General features: G+C 58.8%; 18 protein-coding genes and 2 tRNA genes. 4 read left to right on the top strand and 16 right to left on the bottom strand.

All coding sequences use genetic code 11. From position 1 onward, the window contains the following. Nucleotides 1-119 precede the first annotated feature (119 nt). Nucleotides 120-1,640: a trimethylamine methyltransferase family protein gene (locus ACR0FE_RS20100; protein WP_480914854.1), complete on the bottom strand. Its 1,521-nt coding sequence runs from the start codon at nucleotides 1,638-1,640 to the stop codon at nucleotides 120-122. A gap of 94 nt (nucleotides 1,641-1,734) precedes the next feature. On the opposite strand from ACR0FE_RS20100, the gene ACR0FE_RS20095 reads away from it, so the two are divergent. Further along, the gene (locus ACR0FE_RS20095) at nucleotides 1,735-2,643 is read left to right on the top strand and encodes a LysR substrate-binding domain-containing protein (RefSeq protein ID WP_170616659.1); all 909 of its coding nucleotides are present in this window, start codon (nucleotides 1,735-1,737) and stop codon (nucleotides 2,641-2,643) included. Nucleotides 2,644-2,827: 184 nt separating this feature from the next. Beyond that, complete coding sequence (locus ACR0FE_RS20090; protein WP_480914852.1) at nucleotides 2,828-4,231, top strand: MATE family efflux transporter; 1,404 nt, start codon at nucleotides 2,828-2,830, stop codon at nucleotides 4,229-4,231. Nucleotides 4,232-4,240: 9 nt separating this feature from the next. On the opposite strand, the gene ACR0FE_RS20085 is transcribed toward ACR0FE_RS20090, so the two are convergent. From ACR0FE_RS20085 to ACR0FE_RS20020, 14 genes are all read right to left on the bottom strand, one after another. Next, nucleotides 4,241-5,338 carry a M56 family metallopeptidase gene (locus tag ACR0FE_RS20085; RefSeq protein WP_480914851.1) on the bottom strand — a complete coding sequence of 366 codons (1,098 nt, stop codon included), beginning with the start codon at nucleotides 5,336-5,338 and terminating at the stop codon, nucleotides 4,241-4,243. Continuing rightward, nucleotides 5,325-5,720: a BlaI/MecI/CopY family transcriptional regulator gene (locus tag ACR0FE_RS20080; RefSeq protein ID WP_170616654.1), complete on the bottom strand. Its 396-nt coding sequence runs from the start codon at nucleotides 5,718-5,720 to the stop codon at nucleotides 5,325-5,327. The genes ACR0FE_RS20085 and ACR0FE_RS20080 overlap by 14 nt, the downstream gene beginning before the upstream one ends. 66 nt (nucleotides 5,721-5,786) lie before the next feature. Continuing rightward, nucleotides 5,787-6,191: a DUF2160 domain-containing protein gene (locus ACR0FE_RS20075; protein ID WP_480914849.1), complete on the bottom strand. Its 405-nt coding sequence runs from the start codon at nucleotides 6,189-6,191 to the stop codon at nucleotides 5,787-5,789. Nucleotides 6,192-6,199: 8 nt separating this feature from the next. Continuing rightward, nucleotides 6,200-6,997 (bottom strand): carbohydrate ABC transporter permease, encoded by a 798-nt coding sequence (locus tag ACR0FE_RS20070; RefSeq protein WP_170616650.1) that lies wholly within the window; start codon nucleotides 6,995-6,997, stop codon nucleotides 6,200-6,202. Continuing rightward, entirely contained in the window at nucleotides 6,994-7,857 is an 864-nt protein-coding gene (locus ACR0FE_RS20065) for a carbohydrate ABC transporter permease (protein WP_170677640.1), read from the bottom strand. Before ACR0FE_RS20065 ends, ACR0FE_RS20070 begins: the two co-directional genes overlap by 4 nt. Further along, nucleotides 7,854-8,930, bottom strand: coding sequence for an ABC transporter ATP-binding protein (locus ACR0FE_RS20060; RefSeq protein ID WP_480914847.1), 1,077 nt, complete (start codon nucleotides 8,928-8,930; stop codon nucleotides 7,854-7,856). The genes ACR0FE_RS20065 and ACR0FE_RS20060 overlap by 4 nt, the downstream gene beginning before the upstream one ends. Before the next feature lies 1 nt (nucleotide 8,931). Beyond that, nucleotides 8,932-9,981 (bottom strand): ABC transporter ATP-binding protein, encoded by a 1,050-nt coding sequence (locus ACR0FE_RS20055; RefSeq protein ID WP_480914845.1) that lies wholly within the window; start codon nucleotides 9,979-9,981, stop codon nucleotides 8,932-8,934. Between the two features lie 62 nt (nucleotides 9,982-10,043). Beyond that, nucleotides 10,044-11,783, bottom strand: a complete 1,740-nt coding sequence (locus tag ACR0FE_RS20050) for an ABC transporter substrate-binding protein (protein WP_170806074.1) — start codon at nucleotides 11,781-11,783, stop codon at nucleotides 10,044-10,046. Nucleotides 11,784-12,079: 296 nt separating this feature from the next. Further along, a tRNA-Glu gene (locus ACR0FE_RS20045) sits at nucleotides 12,080-12,154 on the bottom strand. A 22-nt stretch (nucleotides 12,155-12,176) separates the two neighbouring features. Next, nucleotides 12,177-12,251: transfer RNA gene (locus tag ACR0FE_RS20040), tRNA-Glu, on the bottom strand. Nucleotides 12,252-12,360: 109 nt separating this feature from the next. After that, nucleotides 12,361-14,103, bottom strand: a complete 1,743-nt coding sequence (gene recJ, locus ACR0FE_RS20035; RefSeq protein ID WP_480914843.1) for a single-stranded-DNA-specific exonuclease RecJ — start codon at nucleotides 14,101-14,103, stop codon at nucleotides 12,361-12,363. A 93-nt stretch (nucleotides 14,104-14,196) separates the two neighbouring features. Beyond that, complete coding sequence (glpX, locus tag ACR0FE_RS20030) at nucleotides 14,197-15,180, bottom strand: class II fructose-bisphosphatase (protein ID WP_170616638.1); 984 nt, start codon at nucleotides 15,178-15,180, stop codon at nucleotides 14,197-14,199. 70 nt (nucleotides 15,181-15,250) lie between these two features. Then, nucleotides 15,251-16,537: a homoserine dehydrogenase gene (locus tag ACR0FE_RS20025; RefSeq protein ID WP_170616636.1), complete on the bottom strand. Its 1,287-nt coding sequence runs from the start codon at nucleotides 16,535-16,537 to the stop codon at nucleotides 15,251-15,253. Nucleotides 16,538-16,661: 124 nt separating this feature from the next. Continuing rightward, complete coding sequence (locus ACR0FE_RS20020) at nucleotides 16,662-16,910, bottom strand: hypothetical protein (RefSeq protein ID WP_170677628.1); 249 nt, start codon at nucleotides 16,908-16,910, stop codon at nucleotides 16,662-16,664. A 100-nt stretch (nucleotides 16,911-17,010) separates the two neighbouring features. Here ACR0FE_RS20020 and ACR0FE_RS20015 point away from each other — a divergent pair, with 100 nt between their 5' ends. Beyond that, nucleotides 17,011-17,598, top strand: coding sequence for a TetR/AcrR family transcriptional regulator (locus ACR0FE_RS20015; protein ID WP_170806077.1), 588 nt, complete (start codon nucleotides 17,011-17,013; stop codon nucleotides 17,596-17,598). A 15-nt stretch (nucleotides 17,599-17,613) separates the two neighbouring features. On the opposite strand, the gene ACR0FE_RS20010 is transcribed toward ACR0FE_RS20015, so the two are convergent. After that, nucleotides 17,614-18,525: a pirin family protein gene (locus ACR0FE_RS20010; RefSeq protein ID WP_480914841.1), complete on the bottom strand. Its 912-nt coding sequence runs from the start codon at nucleotides 18,523-18,525 to the stop codon at nucleotides 17,614-17,616. 159 nt (nucleotides 18,526-18,684) lie between these two features. On the opposite strand from ACR0FE_RS20010, the gene ACR0FE_RS20005 reads away from it, so the two are divergent. Then, complete coding sequence (locus ACR0FE_RS20005) at nucleotides 18,685-19,155, top strand: hypothetical protein (RefSeq protein WP_170616628.1); 471 nt, start codon at nucleotides 18,685-18,687, stop codon at nucleotides 19,153-19,155. Nucleotide 19,156 lies beyond the last annotated feature (1 nt).

Raw genomic sequence — 19,156 nt, 5'->3', positions numbered from 1 at the left:
TTAAGCTTTAAGCGTTTCAAGAAAGGCCGGATTAGGCCCACAATGTTTATTGCGCTGCCCACGCGATCATTGCGGTTTCGGTCGCGACGTTGGCAGGGGGCGTCGCGTTGGCTGTTTTCCTAGTACCAGGCATCGGGCAGTTCCTCTTTGCGTCTGGCGACAAATGCCTCCAGTTCTTCGCGCAGCGCGGCGTCGATCGGAGGTTCCTCATATTCTTTCAGCATCTGCTTCCAGCGACTGTGGGCGCGCTGGCGCATGTCTTCCGAACCGTTTTCTTCCCAGCTTTCGAAATTCTCGCTGTCGCTGAGCCTGGGTTCGTAGAATGCTGTCTGGTAGTGGCGCATCGTGTGACCGCATCCCAGAAAGTGCCCGCCTGGGGCGACTTCGTCGTATGCGTCCCGGGCCAATGCGTCGTCTGAAGTGTCCAGCCCCTGGCACAAGACTTTCTGATAGGATCCAAGCCGGTCCGCATCCATGATCAGCTTCTCGAAACCGGTGCACAATCCGCCTTCCAGCCAGCCTGCCGAGTGCAGGACAAAATTTGCCCCTGCCAGCATAGTGGAATGCATGGAATCCGCGCTTTCGTATGCCGCTTGGGCGTCCTCGATCTTCGATGCTGTCAGGGACCCGCCGCACCGCAACGGCAACCCGGCGCGGCGCGCCAGTTGACCTATTGCATAGTTCGACATGACAGGTTCGGGCATTCCAAAAGTGGGTGCGCCCGATTTCAACGACATCGACGACAGGAAGTTGCCCAGCACAAAAGGCGCGCCCGGGCGGATTAGCTGAATATACGCACAAACCATCATCGCTTCGGCCATGGCCTGTGCCACGGACGCCGCGGTTGAGACCGGCCCCATTGCCCCCGAAAGGATAAAGGGCACCACGACCATGCCTTGCCCGCGGGTTGAATACACCCGTGCCGCTTCGGTCACCACACGGTCCACCAAAAGTGGAGAGTTCGTGTTCACGTTCCCCATGATGACGCAGTTATCGGCCATTACGTCAGCGCCGAACACGATTTCGGCCATGTCGACGCTGTCCTGCGCGCGGCTCATTTCCGTAATCGCGCCCAGATGCGGTTTGTCGCTGAGGGTCATGTGCGCGAACAGCATGTCGAGATGCCGTTTGCTGACCGGAACGTCACAAGGCTCACAGGTGACGAAGCCACCGTGATGCAGGTTCGGGTGCAGATAAGTTAGTCGCACGAGATCCCGGAAGGCGGCCATATCGCCATATCGGCGCCCACCTTCGAGGTCGCGTACAAAAGGGGCGCCGTAAATCGGCGCGAAAACCTGATGCTTGCCGCCAATAGTGACTGATTGGTCCGGGTTTCGGGCCAGTTGTGTGAACTCGGCCGGAGCTTGAGAGCACAGGTTGCGAATCCAATCGGCCGGCGCGCGCACGATGTCGCCGTCAACCTTTGCACCTTCGCGCTTCCAAAGCGCAAGCGCCTCGGGGTCGTCGCGAAAGGCGATGCCCACGTCTTGCAGGATCCAGTCGACCTGTTCCTCAAGCCGAACGATCTGATCCTCATCAAGCACATCGAAATGCGGGATGATGCGGCGAATATAGGGTGAGGGCGGTGCGCCAGTTGGCGCATTTCCCCGTGTTCTTGAACTGCGTGCCCGGCGCGCCATGAATGCCCTCTCTGAATCTGTCTGTCCTGAAATTATCGTCTGGGTGGGCCTTTGTGACGTTTGAAAATTTCGATGAATTAGATAAACACAGCTTATGCAAAAGCTTTGGTCACATCTGTCCTCACCGCGCCACCTCGTCTTTTTCGAGGCCGCAGCAAGGACTGGATCGTTCACACATGCGGCGCAGGAATTGAACGTTCAACAACCAGCGGTCAGTATGGCGATCAAGCAACTTGAAAGCTCGCTTGGTGTTCTTCTGTTTCAGCGTAGCCATCGTAAGATCAGCCTGACAAATGCTGGAAGCAAGTTGTTTGCCGACGTGACACGCGCGTTTGAACAGCTTGCGCAGTCCGCCGAATCCATCCGGCAATTTGCCAGCAATGATCACGTGACACTCAGCGCGTCTTCGGCATTCAACAACTATTGGCTTTTGCCGCGCATCGGGTCCTTTCAGCGCATCCATCCGGATATCGACCTGCGCCTGCAATCCAGCGATCGAGAGCCTGATCTGAATGTTGAAACGATCAGCCTGGCCATTCGACTTGGGGCCGGAGACTGGCCGGATTGCGAATGTGCGTTGATCGCCGAGGAAGTGATCTATCCCGTCGCGTCGCCCCGGGTGATGGCGGCAGCGGTAAATCTCAGAAATGTGCCGGGGCTTCTCAGCCAGCGCTTGATCCATCTTGAGGAACCAATTCGTGAACGCCCTTCGTGGCGGCAATGGTTCTGGGAGTTCGGGGTGACGGAAATACCTCCGCGCAGCGGACTGCGCCTGAATGACTACGCGCTGGTGCTTCAGGCCGCGATTGCGGGCGAGGGGTTCGCCTTTGGGTGGGACCATCTTGTTGCCCCATTGGTTCAGCAGGGCCTGCTTGCTGCGCGGTCGGAGTGGACCTGGAAAACAGGGAAGGGGATCTACCTGGTCTGGTCGAAGTCCCGGGAGCTGACACCCAAGGCCGAAATCGTGCGGGATTGGATATTGTCTGTGAAGCAAGGTGCCTGACGAGAGGGTCGCTGGCGGCCATGCAGAGCGTTTTCCGCTACCGGTGACGGGTTTTGGAATGGCTGCCGACTGAGCCCCGTTGCAACCGTTCCTGATCTGCGCCGCCCGGGTGAATTGGGGTTGCCGCCCCTTCCCAAACGGCTGCAAGGTGACACAAAGCGCCTGAACAGGAGCAACGAACAACATGGCAGGTCAGTCCGGCAACGATGCCGTTTTTCTGAACGGCAGCCTGATGCGGCACGTGACGCGCATGTCCTTGACCACCAGCATTGGTCTGATGGCAATTTTCGCGGTCGACTTTGTGGACATGATATTCATCTCGATGCTGGGCAATGACGCTCTGGCTGCGGCGGTCGGCTATGCGGGGACATTGTTGTTCTTTACCAACGCCATCAATATCGGGCTGTCGATCTCCGCCGGGGCGCTCGTTGCACGTGAACTGGGCGCGGGCAGGCCAGAGCAGGCGCGCCACTATGCATCCAGCGTCGCGGTTCTGGGGCTGATTGGTGGTATCCTGATTTCGGCTTTGGTTCTGATGAACCTGACCTTTCTACTGTCGCTTCTGGGCGCCGAGGGCGAGGTGCTGAGGCTTTCGGTCCGCTATGTTTCGATCATCCTGCCGACAATGTGCGTCATGTCCATTGCCATGACGGCGATGGCTGTATTGCGCGCGCATGGTGATGCGCGACGTTCGATGATGGCAACGATCTACGGCGGTGTGGTGAATGCCGTCCTTGATCCCGTGCTGATCTTCGCGGTGGGGCTTGGACTGGATGGCGCCGCAATTGCATCGGTTTTGGCAAGGCTTTGTATGCTGGCAGCCGCGATACTGCCTGCGTTGCGCGTGCACCGGGGCTTTATGCGGCCATCGCTGTCTCAGGTTGCGCACGATCTGCACCCTGTGCGAACCATCGCAATTCCAGCGGTTCTGACCAATGTCGCAACGCCGATTGGAAATGCCATCGTAGTTCGGGAAATTGCTCAATATGGAACTGACGCGGTGGCGGGGATGGCCGTGATCGGCCGCCTGATGCCGGTGGCGTTTTCTGTGGTGTTTGCTTTGTCAGGCTCGATCGGTCCGATCATCGGGCAGAACTTCGGGGCCGAACGATATAATCGTGTGCGGGCCGCCTTTTGGGCCGGTATCCGGTTTACCGGGGTATACGTCGTGGCAATGGCGGCTATCCTGTTTCTTTTGCGAGCACCAATCGCGGATTTGTTTGCAGCGCAAGGCGAAACACGGACGCTGATCTACCTGTTTTGCGGACCGCTGGCGCTGGCTTCGTTTTTTAACGGAGTGATTTTTGTCGCAAACGCCAGTTTCAACAATCTTGGGCACCCGGTTTATTCCACCTGGATCAACTGGGGGCGACATACCGTTGGAACTTGGGTCTTTGTCGTTATCGGATCCAAGCTGGCGGGCGCTTCTGGCGTGTTGCTGGGACAGGCCTTTGGTGGGGTAATCTTTGCCCTGGTGGGATGGGTTCTGGTCGAGCGCGTCGTCGCAGGGCTGGCACACCCGCAGAAGATCGACCCGTTTACAGGGCAAAACCGTATCCACTCGCTGTTCGGGCGTCGCGGCTGGTGATCTGAGGGATCAGTTACCCTGGTTACGGGCCTCCAGCCGTTCCAGATTGACAACCGTTGACAGCATCAGACGATCATGGCTCCAGTCATGTGTCTGCCGAAGCGAGGCTGATCCAAGCGCGAGCAAGGTTGCAAAAGTCAGCGTCAGACCCAAAAACAGAACCGGCAGCGGAGCCGTGGCCACCTGCGTGTCGGTCAGCGCGATCACCCGCTGCTTCAAAACCCGCTTGGCCTTTCCACCTGACACCAGTGCTACATTCAGAACCTTCGGGTTCCGCATCGCGACTGTGCGGGCGCAATAATCAAGCAGGCAGGACGTATAGTCGCGCGCGTCGATCCCTTTGCGGGCAACAACCGACTGATCACAGGCCAGTTCCCGCAACCGGTCGAACTGATATTTCAGAAGCTGGTAGGCCGGGTTCCAGAAAAGAACGGGGCGCAACAGTTCGAACCCCAGTTCCCATTCCACGTCACCCGCGCGGATATGTTGAAACTCATGTGCCAGAGCAAACCGCATTTCACGCGGCGTATTCAGCAAGTGACTGGGTAAAACCACGTGACGGCGGCGCAGACCGCGCACCGCGAAGGGCACCGTGATGCGGTCCGACAGGCGAATGTCCACTTTGCGAGAGCGGCGCCACAGAAAACTTGTCCCGATCGTGTTGCGAATGGAAATCGCATCACGCACAGCGCGGACAAGATACAGCGCCGAGATCATCGCCAGAGCTATCAGGACAATAATCAAAGCCAGAGACTCACCCGAAACGATATGATCGATCCAGCGTTCGCGGGTGTTGAGCAATGCCTCGAACTGGACCGCTGGCATCGCGATTTCGCCGCGCAGATAAGCGGCAACCGCAATGTCACCCAGCGCCACTGCGCGACCGGGCCATGCCAGCCCCGCCAATGCCGAAGCGCCAAGCGCCAGCAGAGGACTGAGTACCACGCAAACGCACAGCGTTTTGAGCGCGCGCAACTGCGCGACAAAGCTGTTTCGCATCGGAGTCTTCGCCAACGTCGCGCGGGCCAGCAGCCAGATAAGGGCGGACAGGCCAAGCACGATGTTCAATTCGAGATATGTATCGAGAACCGGTTTAACCGCTGTCATTTTGCAGTCTCCTCTCTACCAGTGCCCGAATTTCCTCCAGATCGGCTTCGCTCAGCCCCGCGTCATCGACCAGACGCGCCACCAGCGTGGCGGGTGTGTCGTCGAACAATGTGCGGGACAGGTTTTGAAGCGAACGCGCCTGATACCTGTCTTTTTCCAGAAGCGGTCTATAGATCAGCGTTTTTCCGTCTTTGCGGCTTTCGACGAAACCTTTCTCGTCGAGAATGCGCAGGATCGTCGCGCCGGACGTATAGGCCAGATTGCGTTCTGGTGGCAGACAATCAAGCACGTCACGGACCGAGCCCTGACCCAGCGCCCAGAGTTCGTTCATGAACTCGAGTTCTACTTCGGTCAGGAGGTTTGTTGTTTTTTTCTTTCGCATCGGTCTTTCGTGTCGCATTTTTTAGTATGCCTGACAGACAAGCATCCTTTCGCTGTTTCGCAAAGCTTAAACTTTCCAGAAGACAAAAATGCCCCAGCCGATGGACAGGAAAAGTGGTGTCCAGACGGGCTGACCCACCAGGCCCAGCCAGGCAAGGAAGATATAGGCCGAGCCCAGCAGGGTAATAAACAGCCTGTCGCCAAGGGTGGTGGTCAGCCCCAGCACGCCGCGCCGTTCGATACCGTCGCGGTATTTGAACCCTTCCAGCAGGCCAATCAGCGCAATGGCCGAGAAGATGCCGACGAAAACAGCCAGCGTGGCAGGGGTCCAGGCCATCCAGAAGTCGGGCCACAAGGGGTCAGTCCACGAGAACCCTTTTTCCTCTTGCTGGCCGACATTGCCCCAACCGGCTTGCGCCTGTGCAAGGGCCGACGACGGCATGAAGGGAAGGGTGAGAAGAAGTTTACGCATATCGAACCTCACACACGACCCATCGCGAAACCGCGCGCGATGTAGTTGCGGACAAACCAGATGACGATGGCACCGGGGATGATTGTAAGCGTCCCGGCTGCCGCCAGCAGGCCCAGTTCATACCCGGCACTTGAGGCGGTGCGCGTCATCACGGCGGCGATGGGTTTGGCCTCGACCGCAGTCAGGGTCTTGGCCAGCAGCATTTCAACCCACGAGAACATGAAGCAGAAGAACGCAGCAACGCCCACGCCTGCCTTGATGTTGGGCAGAAAGATCGTGACGAAAAAGCGCGGGAAGGAATAGCCGTCGACATAAGCGGTCTCATCCAGCTCTTTCGGGATGCCGCGCATGAACCCTTCCAGAATCCACACGGCCAGCGGCACGTTGAACAGCGTATGCGCCAGCGCCACGGCCAGGTGCGTATCGAACAGACCGATCGAGGAGTAGAGCTGGAAGAACGGCAGCGCAAAGACCGCAGCCGGTGCCATCCGGTTGGTCAGCAGCCAGAAAAACAACTGTTTGTCGCCCAGAAAACGATAGCGCGAAAAAGCATAAGCGGCTGGCAGGGCAACGCAGACAGAAAGTACTGTGTTCAGAGTCACATAAGTGATCGAGTTGATGTAGCCCCAGTACCATGTCGGATCGGTGAAGATGGTGATGTAGTTCTCCAGCGTAAAGGTCTGGGGAAACAGGGAAAAACCCGACAGGATCTCGTTCGTGGTCTTGAAGGACATCGCCACCAGCCAGTAGATCGGCAGCATCAGGAACGCGATATAAAGGATCGGGATGATGGACCGCTTCTTCATTGCGCGTCATCCTTTGTCATCAGAGTGTAGAAGACCCAAGAGACCAGCAGCGTGATGGCGAAATAGATCAGGCTCATCGCGGCCGCAGGGCCAAGGTCGAACTGCCCCAGTGCGATCTTCACAAGATCGATTGACAGCAGGGTGGTTGAGTTGCCGGGGCCGCCACCGGTCAGAACGAACGGTTCGGTGTAGATGTTGAAACTGTCCATGAAGCGCAGCAGAACGGCGATTGTCAGAACGGTCTTCATCTTGGGCAGTTGGATATAGCGGAACACCGACCACGGGCTGGCGCCGTCGATCTTCGCAGCTTGATAGTAGGCGTCCGGGATCGACACGAGGCCTGCATAGCACAGCAGAACCACAAGCGAGGTCCAGTGCCAGACATCCATGACGATGACAGTGATCCAGGCCGATAGCGGCTGTTGCGTCATGTCATAGTTGATGCCCAGAACGTCATTCAGAAAATATCCCAGCAGACCGATCTTTGGCAGGGTGAAGATGTTCCACATCGACCCGACCACATTCCACGGGATAAGCATGGGCAGGGCCATCAGCACCAGACAGACCGGCACCCAGAACCCCTTGCGCGGCATTGAAAGGGCCACGATGATGCCCAGCGGAACCTCGATCAGCAGGATCAGCGCGGTGAACAGGAATTGCCGTCCAAGTGCGGCCTGAAACCGGTCGGACCGCAGGATTTGTTCAAACCAACCAAGGCCTTCCCAGAAGAACTGGTTGTTGCCGAATGTTTCCTGCACCGAGTAGTTGACCACCGTCATCATTGGCACCAGCGCGTTGAAGGCGACCAGAGCCAGCACCGGAAGGACAAAGAACCAAGCCTTTTGATTTTCCGTTCTCATTGCGCCCGCTCCTGAGTTGCGATCCAGCCGTCGCGATAGACGCGGGATTGTTCGGGTTTGAATTGCAGGAAAACCTGTGACCCGGGATCGGGCACACTGTGTTCGGTCACGGCCTTGAGGGCAGTATTGCCGACCATCGCGCTGATCACATAGTGACGGCCGATGTCGGCGACTTTCGTTACGTGTGCGGGAATGCCGGTGTCGCCAAAGCCAACATACTCGGGCCGGATACCCAGATCGGTGCGGCCCCCATCACCATGAGTTGGGCCTTCCAGCATAACCTCATGGCCTTCAAAGATAGCTCGGTCGCCTTTCGCCTCGCAGGGCAGGACGTTCATGCCGGGTGAGCCGATGAAGTGGCCGACAAACGTGTGCTGAGGACGTTCGAACAGTTCGACGGGCGTGCCAATCTGAACCACTTCGCCTTCCTGCATCACCACCACCTCGTCCGCGAAAGTCAGTGCCTCGGTTTGGTCATGAGTCACGTAGATCATTGTCGCTTTGACGCGCTGGTGCAGTTCTTTCAGCTTGGACCGAAGCTTCCATTTCAGATGCGGGTCGATCACGGTCAGCGGCTCATCGAACATCACCGCATTCACGTCGTCGCGCACCAATCCGCGGCCCATCGAGATCTTCTGCTTGTTGTCCGGGCTCAGGCCTGAGGCCTTGGTGCCGAGCATATCCGTGACGTCCAGCATTTCGGCAATCTCATCGACGCGTCGCTTAATCGTGGCGGCATCGACGCCCCGATTCTTCAGAGGGAAGGCCAGGTTCTCGCCCACGGTCATCGTGTCGTAGATCACCGGGAACTGGAACACTTGCGCGATGTTGCGCTGGTCGGGGGGCAGGGCCGTCACGTCGCGGTCGTCGAACAAAATCTGTCCTTCGGACGGCGTCAGAAGGCCCGAGATAATGTTCAGCAACGTGGACTTGCCGCAGCCGGACGGGCCCAGCAGCGCATAGGCTCCACCATCGCGCCATGTCACGTCGATTTCCTTCAGCGCATAGTCTTCCGGGCCTTTCGGCGCGGGCATATAGCTGTGTCGAAGGTTTGAAAGTTTGATCTGTGCCATGTCAGGCTACCCTTTTGCCGTCTTGGCCGAAATACCGGCAATGGGCCGGGTTCATGTAGAAACTGTGATCCTCGCCCACCCGATAAGGGTGCACACCGGCGGCCAGCGAAACCCAAGCGTCGTTCCCATGTTGGAAATGCGCGCTGGAATCCGAGCCCGACAGCTCTGTCACGATCACGCGACCGGTCAGTTCCACATCCGCGTCTGTGGTGCGGAACGGGGTCACACGGTGCGGGCGCACGGCGACCATGTAATCTCCGTCGGCCATGTCAGTGACCGGCCAGCCGCCGCCGCCCGCCAGATGTGCCTGGGCACCGGAAACCGTAATGCGCGCCACATTGATCGGCGGGTCCGAGAAGACACGCGCCGCCGCGATGTTTTCCGGGTTGCGATAGATGTCGGCGGTCGGCCCAAACTGGGTCACGCGGCCGTCTTCCATCAGTGCGGTGTAGCCGCCCAGCAGCAACGCCTCTTCGGGTTCCGAGGTGGCATAGACCACGACCGCGCCACGCCCTGCAAACAGGTCGGGCAGTTGCTCGCGCAGTTCTTCGCGCAACTTGTAGTCCAGGTTTGCCAGCGGTTCGTCGAGGAAGACGGCGCGGCTCTCTTTCGCAATGGCACGCGCCAGTGCGGTCCGTTGTTGTTGTCCACCCGACAACTCATGTGGGCGGCGGTGCAGCATCGGGCGCAGTTGCAGCAGGTCGGCCGCTTCTTCAACGCGGCCTTCGACTTCGCTTTTCGCCATACCCGCCACGCGCAGCGGCGAGGCGATGTTTTCGAAAACGGTCATATGCGGATAGTTCACGAAGAACTGGTGCACCAGGCTGATCTGACGCTTCTGCGTGTTCAGTCGCGTGACATCCTGCCCATCCATCAGGACCCTGCCCGAGGCGATCGGGTCCAGCCCGGCCATCATCTTGATCAGAGAGGTCTTGCCCGAGCCGGTTGCACCCAACAATACATTGAAGTGGCCTGTATGAAGGGTCAGGTTTGTGGATTTGATATGGATGACGTTGCCGACCCGTTTGGTGGCATCTTGAAGTTCGATCATCTGGGAAACTCGCGGGGCATTTTAGGGTAGGCCGGGCTTAAACCCGGCCTACGATGTTGCTGTTACTGGGACTGCCAGCGCTTAACCAGTTCGTCATAGTTGACGGTCTGGCCCTGCGGCTTTTCGTTCTCCAGCTTGGCCTTGGGCGAACCCGCTTTTTCCAGCCAGAAGGACGCATCCTGCGGCTCGTTCAGGCGCGGGCCGCAGCCACCGTAGACACCGGCGCTTTCATCCGCGGCCTGCATACGGGCCATGGTGATGTCCATCTCTTCAGCCAGACGGTCCATCGCCTCTTGCGGGGTGAAGGCGCCCGAGTTCACGTCACCGATTTGCTGCCACCAGATCTGGGCCAGCTTCGGATAATCCGGAACGTTGATGCCGGTCGGCGACCATGCCACACGGTCAGGCGAGCGGTAGAACTCGACCAAACCACCCAGCTTGGGTGCGCGTTCGGTGAACGACTCGTGGTTAACCGAGCTGTCGCGGATGAAAGTCAGACCCACATGGGACTTCTTCACATCGACAGTCTTGGACGTCACGAACTGGGCATAGAGCCACGCTGCCTGAGCACGATCCTCGGGGGTCGACTTCAGGAAAGTCCAGGAACCCACGTCCTGATACCCAACCTTCTGGCCTTCTTCCCAGTAGGGGCCGTGCGGGCTGGGCGCCATCCGCCACAGCGGTGTGCCTTCGTCATCCACGGTGTTGTTGCCTTCGGACTTCGGCTTCACCATGTCGGCGGTGAAGGCGGTGTACCAGAAGATCTGCTGGGCCACGTTGCCTTGGCTCAGCGCCGGCAGCGACTGGTAGAAGTCATAGGACGCCGCACCCGGAGGCGCATAGTTGCGCAGCCATTCGTCCCATTTGCGGATCGCGTAGACCGCAGCCGGACCGTTGGCAGCACCACCGCGCGACACCGAAGCGCCAACTGGGTTACAGGTGCCCGCTTCCATGCGGATGCCCCATTCGTCGACCGGAATACCATTAGGCTCACCGACGTCACCTGCCCCGGCCATCGACAGCCAGGCGTCTGTCATACGCCAGCCCAAGTCAGGCGCGCGTTTGCCGTAGTCCATGTGGCCGTAGATCGCGACGCCATCGACTTCCTTCACGTCGTTGGTGAAGAACTCGGCGATGTCCTCGTAGGCCGACCAGTTGACCGGAACACCCAGGTCATAGCCGTACTTTTCCTTGAACGCGGCCTTGTTGGCTTCATCGTCGAACCAGTCTTTGCGGAACCAATAAAGGTTTGCGAACTGCTGGTCGGGCAGCTGATACAGCTTGCCATCCGGACCGGTGGTGAACTGAATGCCCATGAAGTCATCCAGATCCAGCGTCGGCGAGGTTGTCGCCGCCCAGTCGCCGCCCATCATGTCGGTCAGCGGATAAGCCAGTTGCAGGCGGGAATGGGTGCCGATCAGGTCACTGTCGTTGACGTAGCCGTCATAGAGGTTCCGGCCGGTCTGCATCTGAGTCTGAACGGCCTGAACCACTTCGCCTTCACCAAGGATCTGGTGATTGACCTTGATGCCGGTGATCTCTTCGAATGCCTTGGTCAGAACCTCGGATTCATACGAGTGAGTGGGGATGCCTTCAGACAGGACGTTGATTTCCATGCCCGCGTAAGGCTGTGCAGCTTCGATGAACCACTGCATTTCAGCCATCTGTTCGTCTTTCGACAGGGTCGATGGCTGGAATTCGTCGTCGATCCAGCGTTGTGCTGCGGCTTCGTCGGCCCAAGCAGGACCGTGCCCCGCAATGACGGCAGCCGCCGCCACTGCGGAAAGTAGATGTCTCCGCATCTGTCTCCTCCCAAAAATTTATGGTTCTCCGGTGGGAACCGGATGTCAGATACCATCAGCGATTTTTCGCGCGCCTGTCAAACTAATTTTTTAGTAAATGAAAATGCAGATGCGTAACTCTTTGTTTTTATTAGATTGAAAGAGGAATTCGGGAGGGGTCACGGCAAGGATTGCTGACTACGCCGGAATCGGGAAAGAGCACTCAAAGTCCGGAGAACAACTGACCTAACCTCAAGTGAACCTGCGACCAGGCGCCAGATATTTGCTTCTGAAACTTAGATTCTGGAAAGTGCAAATGGCAGCCCGTAGGGGAATCGAACCCCTCTTTCCAGGTTGAAAACCTGGCGTCCTAACCGATAGACGAACGGGCCACTTGGTCCAGTCAAGCACAAGTGGCAGCCCGTAGGGGAATCGAACCCCTCTTTCCAGGTTGAAAACCTGGCGTCCTAACCGATAGACGAACGGGCCACGCTGGCTTGTGGAGGGCCTTTTACGGTTTACCTCCCACCCCCGCAAGCCGAAAAACGCAGGGATGTGAAACTTTTTTGGCGGTGCTTTCAGGGTCAGGAAACAGCCTTCAATTTACCTCGGCAGCATCCTCAAGCCGAAGCTGAACGTTTTGACGTCCGCCCCATGTGTTGACCTCAAGTCGGCCCGCGAAATGAAAGCGGGCTCCTCCGTGATTCAACAGCTTCTCGCCCATGGGGCCGTCGAACGCACCAAATGCAATGGCGTCCAGACCGCTGTTCAGCGCATCGGACAATGAAAGCTTGAGGTGCGTCTCGCCGACGCGTTTGGCAAACCGCACCTGAAGCTCAGGCAGGGCATAACGCGGGGCAGGGGCGCTGGCGCCGAACGGGCCGGCCTTTTCGATCTGTTCGATCAGCTCGATCGAGGCCGCTCCGGGCATCAACGCACCGTCCAGCTTCAGATCCGCCGGGCCGCCCTGACCGGCCCCCTGTTTGGCCAGCAATTCACCCAGCCGTTCCATCGCCGCGTCCAGTTTATCGCGCATGACCGTCAGACCCGCCGCCATCTTGTGGCCACCGCCCTTGACCAGCAGACCCTCGGCGGCAAGCTTCTGGATCGAAGCACCCAGATCGATGCCCGATATGGATCGACCAGACCCCTTGCCCTCATCCCCGTCAAAGCCGATGACAATGGCCGGGCGGTTCGCCATTTCCTTAAGGCGAGAGGCAACGATGCCCACGACGCCGGGATGCCAGCCTTCACCCGCTGCCCAGACCAGCGGCGCATCCAGTCCGCGTTCTTCCGCCTGATCAAGCGCAGCGGCACGCACCGCGTTTTCAATATCACGCCGTTCGGTGTTCAACTCATCCAACCGCTGCGCCAAAGCCTCGGCTTCAGCTGTCGATTCCGTGCTCAGCAGGCGAGCACCCAGATCGGCCTGACCAATGCGACCACCGGCGTTGACACGAGGCCCCAGCAGAAAACCAAGATGATAGGAATTGGGCGCCGCGTCCATGCGGGACACATCCGACAGTGCAACAAGCCCGGGGCGTTGACGTCTGGCCATGACCTTGAGTCCCTGACGAACAAGGGCCCGGTTGGCACCGATCAAAGGTGCTACATCCGCAACCGTCGCCAGGGCGACCAGATCCAGCATCGACATCAGGTCCGGGCCTTTGATACCGGCGTCGCGCAATTGCCGCCCGGCCTCGACCAGCATCAGGAAAACGACACCCGCCGCGCAAAGATACCCCAGATCGCCACTTTCATCCTGCCGGTTCGGGTTCACGATCGCGGCGCAGCCGGGCAGGGTCTCTCCGCCAAGGTGGTGGTCCAGAACGATCACATCCGCGCCGTTGGCTGCCGCGATGGGCTCATGGCTCAGCGTTCCGCAATCGACACAAATGATCAGGTCGTGTTCAGCAGCCAGCGTCTGCATGGCAGGAACATTTGGCCCGTAGCCTTCGTCGATGCGGTCCGGGACATAAAGCGTGGCGCTGATCCCCATCTGTCGCAGCCAGACCAGCAACAATGCGGCCGAACTTCCGCCGTCCACATCGTAATCCGCGAACACGGCGATCCGTTGCCGCGCCCTGACGGCCTGTAGGAACCGCGTTGCTGCCTTCTCCATATCCAGCATCGAACGTGGGTCCGGCAGCAGTTCTTTCAGCTTGGGCTCAAGAAATCCTGCTGCTTCTATCGCTGGCACGCCGCGCCGTGCCAGCACCTGACAGACAGCGCGGGGCAACACGGCCTGCTGCACCAGCATTTCTGTTGCCCGCTCGATGTCCGGCGTAGGTCCGATCCAGCGGCGTCCGGTCAATGACTGCTCGACCCCAAGAAAGCTCATCCCATGCCCCTTATGCGCCAAGGCCGGACCCTCGCGGACCCGGCCTCTTCATCTTTTTACAAATACTCCCGCCGGAGGCAGCGGCGCAAGCCGCTATGCGTCGCTATGTGGCCACATCGGTGTGCGATAGGACATACGCCGCACCGAACCGGTTTTCGACCGCATCAGCAAAGTGGTCGTTTCAACCCAGCCCGGCTCGCGTTTGATACGCGGCAGCAGCGAGCCGCCGGTTACGCCGGTCGCAGCAAAAATCACGTCCGCCGTCACCATTTCGTCCCTCGCATAGACGCGATCCAAATCGGTAATACCTGCCTTGGCGGCGCGGCCACGCTCGTCATCGTTGCGGAACAGCAGGCGGCCAAAGATCTGCCCGCCCATGCATTTCAGCGCAGCTGCAGCCAGAACGCCCTCGGGTGCGCCGCCCTGGCCCATATACATATCGATGCCGGTTTCTTCGCTTTCTGCGCAGTGCATGACACCGGCCACATCACCGTCAGTGATCAGCCGGATCGAGGCTCCGGTGTCACGAACTTCGGCAATCATGGCCTCATGACGCGGGCGCTCCAGAATACAGACGGTGATGTCCGCCGGATCACAGCCTTTGGCCTTTGCCAGCGCTTCGACGCGTTCCCGCGGGCTCATGTCCAGATTGACGACGCCTTCCGGGAACCCTGGGCCAATGGCCAGCTTATCCATGTATACGTCCGGGGCATGCAGCATCGACCCGCGCGGGCCCATTGCGATCACGGTCAGCGCGTTCGGCATGTCCTTGGCGGTCAGGGTCGTGCCCTCAAGCGGGTCCAGCGCAATGTCGACGCCGGGGCCGTTTCCAGTGCCGACTTCTTCGCCGATAAAAAGCATCGGCGCTTCGTCACGCTCACCTTCGCCGATCACGACGACACCTGCGATGTCCAACAGATTCAACTGCTCACGCATTGCGTTGACGGCGGCCTGATCGGCAGCCTTCTCATCGCCTCGTCCGACAAGCGAGGCGGATGCAAGCGCGGCCTGTTCAGCCACACGGGCAAGGCCCAAAGAAAGCATTCGGTCGTTGAAATCGGTCTTGGCAGCGTTCATGTGTCGGTATCCTTGGGTCAATAAAGGCGTTCTGTCCGGCATAGCCTGCGTCTGGCACAGGCCGCAAGGGTCAAACCTCTTCGATGCGCAGCGCGACAGGTTCCCCCGAAACCACGTCAGTGGACCTGAACCCCTCCAGCGCCACATCAAGTGTCGCGCGCGTGGTCTTGTGAGTTACAATCAGGACGGGTGCCGTGTTTTCAGAATGGGCATACTGGCGCATCCGGTCGATGGAAACTCCGGCATCACCCAGAATGGCCGCAACTTTCGCCAGCGCACCGGGTTTGTCCAACAGGGCAAGGCGAAGGTAATAGGGCGCGGGCAATCCGGTTCGCGCAGGCGTAGCCTCTTGCAGCGTCGAGGCCGGTCGGCCGAATGTCGGAATATGCAATCCGCGTGCCAGATCACAAACGTCACCCATGACAGCGCTGGCGGTTGGGCCTTCACCGGCACCGGGTCCGCGCAGAACAACTTGCTCGATCGAGTCACCCTCGATCACCACCATGTTGGTGCCGCCTTCCAGTTGCCCCAGAGGTGAGCCGCTTGGCACCAGGCAGGGCTGCATGCGCTGTTCCAGTCCGCGCCGGGTACGCTGTGCCACGCCCAGCAGCTTGATCCGGTATCCCATGTCGTCCGCCTGATGAATGTCATCCAGGCTGATATGCTGAATGCCCTCGATTTCGATCCCGTCGAAATTCGGCTTGGTTCCAAAGGCAATCGAGGACAGAAGCGCCAGTTTATGGGCCGCGTCAATGCCACCCACATCCAGATTAGGGTCAGCTTCCAGATACCCCAGTTGGGCGCATTCTTCGAACAGCGCGTTGTATCCCAATTCCTGGGACTGCATCCGGGTCAAAATGTAATTGCAGGTTCCGTTCATCACGCCCATGACACGGGTGATGTCGTTCCCGGCAAGCCCTTCGGTCAGGGACTTGATCACAGGAATGCCACCCGCGACCGCCGCCTCGAACCGGATGACACGGCCTGCAGCTTCGGCCTGCTCCGCCAGTTTCTGACCATGGACGGCCAGCAGCGCCTTGTTGGCGGTTACCACGTCTTTACCGGTCTCCAGCGCCGCTTCGACCGAGGCCAGAGCCGGGCCGTTTTCGCCCCCCATAAGCTCGACATAAACGTCAATGTCGTCTCTGCGGGCCAGCGCAACAGGATCGCTTTCCCAGGCGTAGTCGGACAGGTTGACACCGCGATCCTTGCCGGAATCCCGGGCAGAAACGGCCACGATTTCAATTGGTCTGCCGGTCCGGGCCTGCAACAGATCCGCATGCTTGCGGACGATCCGGATCACACCCACGCCGACGGTCCCCAAGCCAGCAATTCCCAGCCGCAGCGCCTGTGTCATTCGGTGGATTCCTTTCCGCTCGTATTCGCCAGTCTGGATTTTTCATCCGTCAGGCGCTGCCTTAGCGGGTTCATGGGGTCGGTGCAATGCGTCAGAGGACAGCGCGGCCAATGAAATCCGGCAATCAGTCGATTTCTGCGTTCTGAAGAGCCTGCGCTTTATTCGCCAGCGCTTCGGCACGCGCATTCAGGTCCTCTTCGACCTCGGCCGCTTCGCTTACGGGATCAACCGGTGGGCCCAACGCTTCGCTCAGTGGGATCAAGCGGGGAAACGTGGACTTGCGCACGGTTGGCGACTCGCTGCCTTCCAGTTCAGGAATGTCCGCGCATGCGGCGCAGACAAGCATCAAAAACAGCAGGGGCAGGGGTTTCATGACAAGCCGGTTGTTGTTGCAGTCGCCATTGTGATGCACTTTTTGCTCGTTTGGATCAAGCGGGGTTCTATTTGAACAAACGTTCAGATACTGTCTGCCTATGGCTCGTACCCAAGGTTCACACTCTGACATAACCGGCCCGCGGATCCGCAAGGCAGCGTTGGCTCTGTTCGCCCGACATGGGTATGCGGCGGTTTCAATGCGCCAGATCGCGTCCGAGGTCGGTGTACAGGCTGGTGCCTTGTATAACTACACCCCAGACAAACAAAGCCTGCTATTCCGTTTGATGCGCGACCATATGCAGGAGCTTCTGTCGGCCTATGGGGCACTGGACAACTCCGAAAATCCACGCGATGCCTTGCGCCGCTTTGTCGGATTTCACATTCGCTTTCACCTGGAACGCCCGGACGAAGTGTTCATAGCCTATATGGAGTTGCGAAACCTGACGCCCGAGAATTTCACGGAAATCGAAGATCTGCGCCGCAGGTACGAGGATTCACTGGAAGGTATTCTGCGTGACGGTCATGTCGCCGGCCTGTTCAAAGTACCCGACACCAGGATCGCAAGCTTTGCTGTGATCGCAATGCTGAATGGTGTGATGACCTGGTATCGGGCAGGCGGGAGGTTGTCACTGGATCAGGTCGAGCAGATCTATTGGGACATGGTCTGTCGCGCCGTTGCGACGTGATCTGCCCGCCCGTCCTTAGTGTGATGGCCGGATGAAGGTTCCGTTTCGAAGCTCTTCAAAGGCTTGTTTCAGTTCGGCCCGGGTGTTCATGACGATTGGCCCATGCCAGGCGACTGGTTCGTTGATCGGCGCACCGGAGATCAGCAGGAACCGAACTCCTTGCGGCCCCGCCTGAACGGTAATTTCGTCGCCAGACCCAAAGCGGACCAGCGTCCGGTTGCCTGACATGTCGCGAATGTTGACCTCTTGCCCCGCCACCTCTTTTTCCAGCAGAACGCCGGTGGGTCGTGATGCGTCGGCAAACGCGGCCTGACCATCGAAAACATAAGCGAAGGCCCGGCGATAAGTGTCTATGGGAAAAGTTTTTTTGACGCCTGCCGGGATGCAGATATCCAGGTATTGCGGATCAGCCGCGATGCCGTCGACAGGGCCGGTTTTCCCCCAGAACGTACCCACGATCACACGAACTGTGGTGCCGTCATCATCCGTGATCTCGGGGATTTCCCGGCTTTGAACGTCCTGATACCGGGGTGCAGTCATCTTCTGGTCAGAAGGCAGGTTCCCCCACAACTGGAACCCATGCATCTGACCACTGGCGTTTCCATGTGGCATTTCCTGATGCAATATCCCCGAACCTGCCGTCATCCACTGCACGTCACCGGCGCCAAGCGTTCCGGTGTTGCCCAGTGAATCCGAGTGTTCGACGGTCCCGGACAGAACATAAGTAATGGTCTCAATTCCACGATGCGGATGCCACGGAAACCCTGCTTCATAGTCTTGCGGGTTCTCATTCCTGAAATCGTCGAAAAGAAGAAATGGGTCGAGTTCGGACGGGTCCTGAAACCCGAAGGCACGATGCAAATGCACACCGGCGCCTTCCCGTGTTGGAACGGATTGTCTGGTTTCCAAAGTAGGCCTGAGGGACATTTTTGCCTCCTGATTTACATGACAACCATGTAATTTGTGCGCCTGCGCGGTCAATTGACAAAAACGCGCGCGCAATGTGCGACGCCGCGCAGGTCGGGACCCCCTGTCCATTATTTCGCAAAGCAGGTAAGGGAAGTCGAGGCAAAGAAAGAGGGCCCCATGCAGGACGAAGTGCTGGCAACAGTTCAGGCATCATCACCCAGACGATGGGCAGGTGTAGGAATGCTGGGCACAGTTGGAGCGTTGGTACTTTACGTCGCCTTGGCGGCACCACCTGCCTTGGGATGGCAGGTTTTCCTTTTCGTGATCGCGGGCGGGGCGTTCTGGCTGGCACATCGCATGTGGCACGCCACAACAGACCGTATCGAACTGACTCGAGCTGAGTTGCGCACCGGAGCGGGGCAGGTCATTGCCAATGTCGAAGATATTGAAACTGTTGATCGCGGCGTGTTTGCCTTCAAACCATCAAACGGGTTTCTTGTTCGCACGACCGGCAAGGGAAAAAACACCTGGGCGCCAGGCCTTTGGTGGCGATTGGGTCATCGTGTGGGGGTCGGCGGCATGACTGCCGCCGCCGAGACCAAGTTCATGTCCGAAATGTTGTCCGCACTTCTGGCTGAAATGGATTGAC

It is taken from the genome of Ruegeria sp. K7 (genome assembly GCF_056531785.1).
The sequence above is the reverse complement of the archived record's forward strand: the minus strand, read 5'-3'. Positions and strand labels throughout refer to the sequence as shown.

Coding starts and splice junctions, on each gene's coding strand:
- ACR0FE_RS20100 (WP_480914854.1), bottom strand. CDS start 1,640: ATGGCGCGCCGGGCACGCAGTTCAAGAACACGGGGAAATGCGCCAACT.
- ACR0FE_RS20055 (WP_480914845.1), bottom strand. CDS start 9,981: ATGATCGAACTTCAAGATGCCACCAAACGGGTCGGCAACGTCATCCAT.
- glpX (WP_170616638.1), bottom strand. CDS start 15,180: ATGAACGCTGCCAAGACCGATTTCAACGACCGAATGCTTTCTTTGGGC.
- ACR0FE_RS20075 (WP_480914849.1), bottom strand. CDS start 6,191: ATGCGTAAACTTCTTCTCACCCTTCCCTTCATGCCGTCGTCGGCCCTT.
- ACR0FE_RS20065 (WP_170677640.1), bottom strand. CDS start 7,857: ATGAGAACGGAAAATCAAAAGGCTTGGTTCTTTGTCCTTCCGGTGCTG.
- recJ (WP_480914843.1), bottom strand. CDS start 14,103: ATGAGCTTTCTTGGGGTCGAGCAGTCATTGACCGGACGCCGCTGGATC.
- ACR0FE_RS20080 (WP_170616654.1), bottom strand. CDS start 5,720: ATGCGAAAGAAAAAAACAACAAACCTCCTGACCGAAGTAGAACTCGAG.
- ACR0FE_RS20025 (WP_170616636.1), bottom strand. CDS start 16,537: ATGACACAGGCGCTGCGGCTGGGAATTGCTGGCTTGGGGACCGTCGGC.
- ACR0FE_RS20005 (WP_170616628.1), top strand. CDS start 18,685: ATGCAGGACGAAGTGCTGGCAACAGTTCAGGCATCATCACCCAGACGA.
- ACR0FE_RS20095 (WP_170616659.1), top strand. CDS start 1,735: ATGCAAAAGCTTTGGTCACATCTGTCCTCACCGCGCCACCTCGTCTTT.
- ACR0FE_RS20020 (WP_170677628.1), bottom strand. CDS start 16,910: ATGAAACCCCTGCCCCTGCTGTTTTTGATGCTTGTCTGCGCCGCATGC.
- ACR0FE_RS20060 (WP_480914847.1), bottom strand. CDS start 8,930: ATGGCACAGATCAAACTTTCAAACCTTCGACACAGCTATATGCCCGCG.
- ACR0FE_RS20090 (WP_480914852.1), top strand. CDS start 2,828: ATGGCAGGTCAGTCCGGCAACGATGCCGTTTTTCTGAACGGCAGCCTG.
- ACR0FE_RS20070 (WP_170616650.1), bottom strand. CDS start 6,997: ATGAAGAAGCGGTCCATCATCCCGATCCTTTATATCGCGTTCCTGATG.
- ACR0FE_RS20015 (WP_170806077.1), top strand. CDS start 17,011: ATGGCTCGTACCCAAGGTTCACACTCTGACATAACCGGCCCGCGGATC.
- ACR0FE_RS20085 (WP_480914851.1), bottom strand. CDS start 5,338: ATGACAGCGGTTAAACCGGTTCTCGATACATATCTCGAATTGAACATC.
- ACR0FE_RS20050 (WP_170806074.1), bottom strand. CDS start 11,783: ATGCGGAGACATCTACTTTCCGCAGTGGCGGCGGCTGCCGTCATTGCG.
- ACR0FE_RS20010 (WP_480914841.1), bottom strand. CDS start 18,525: ATGTCCCTCAGGCCTACTTTGGAAACCAGACAATCCGTTCCAACACGG.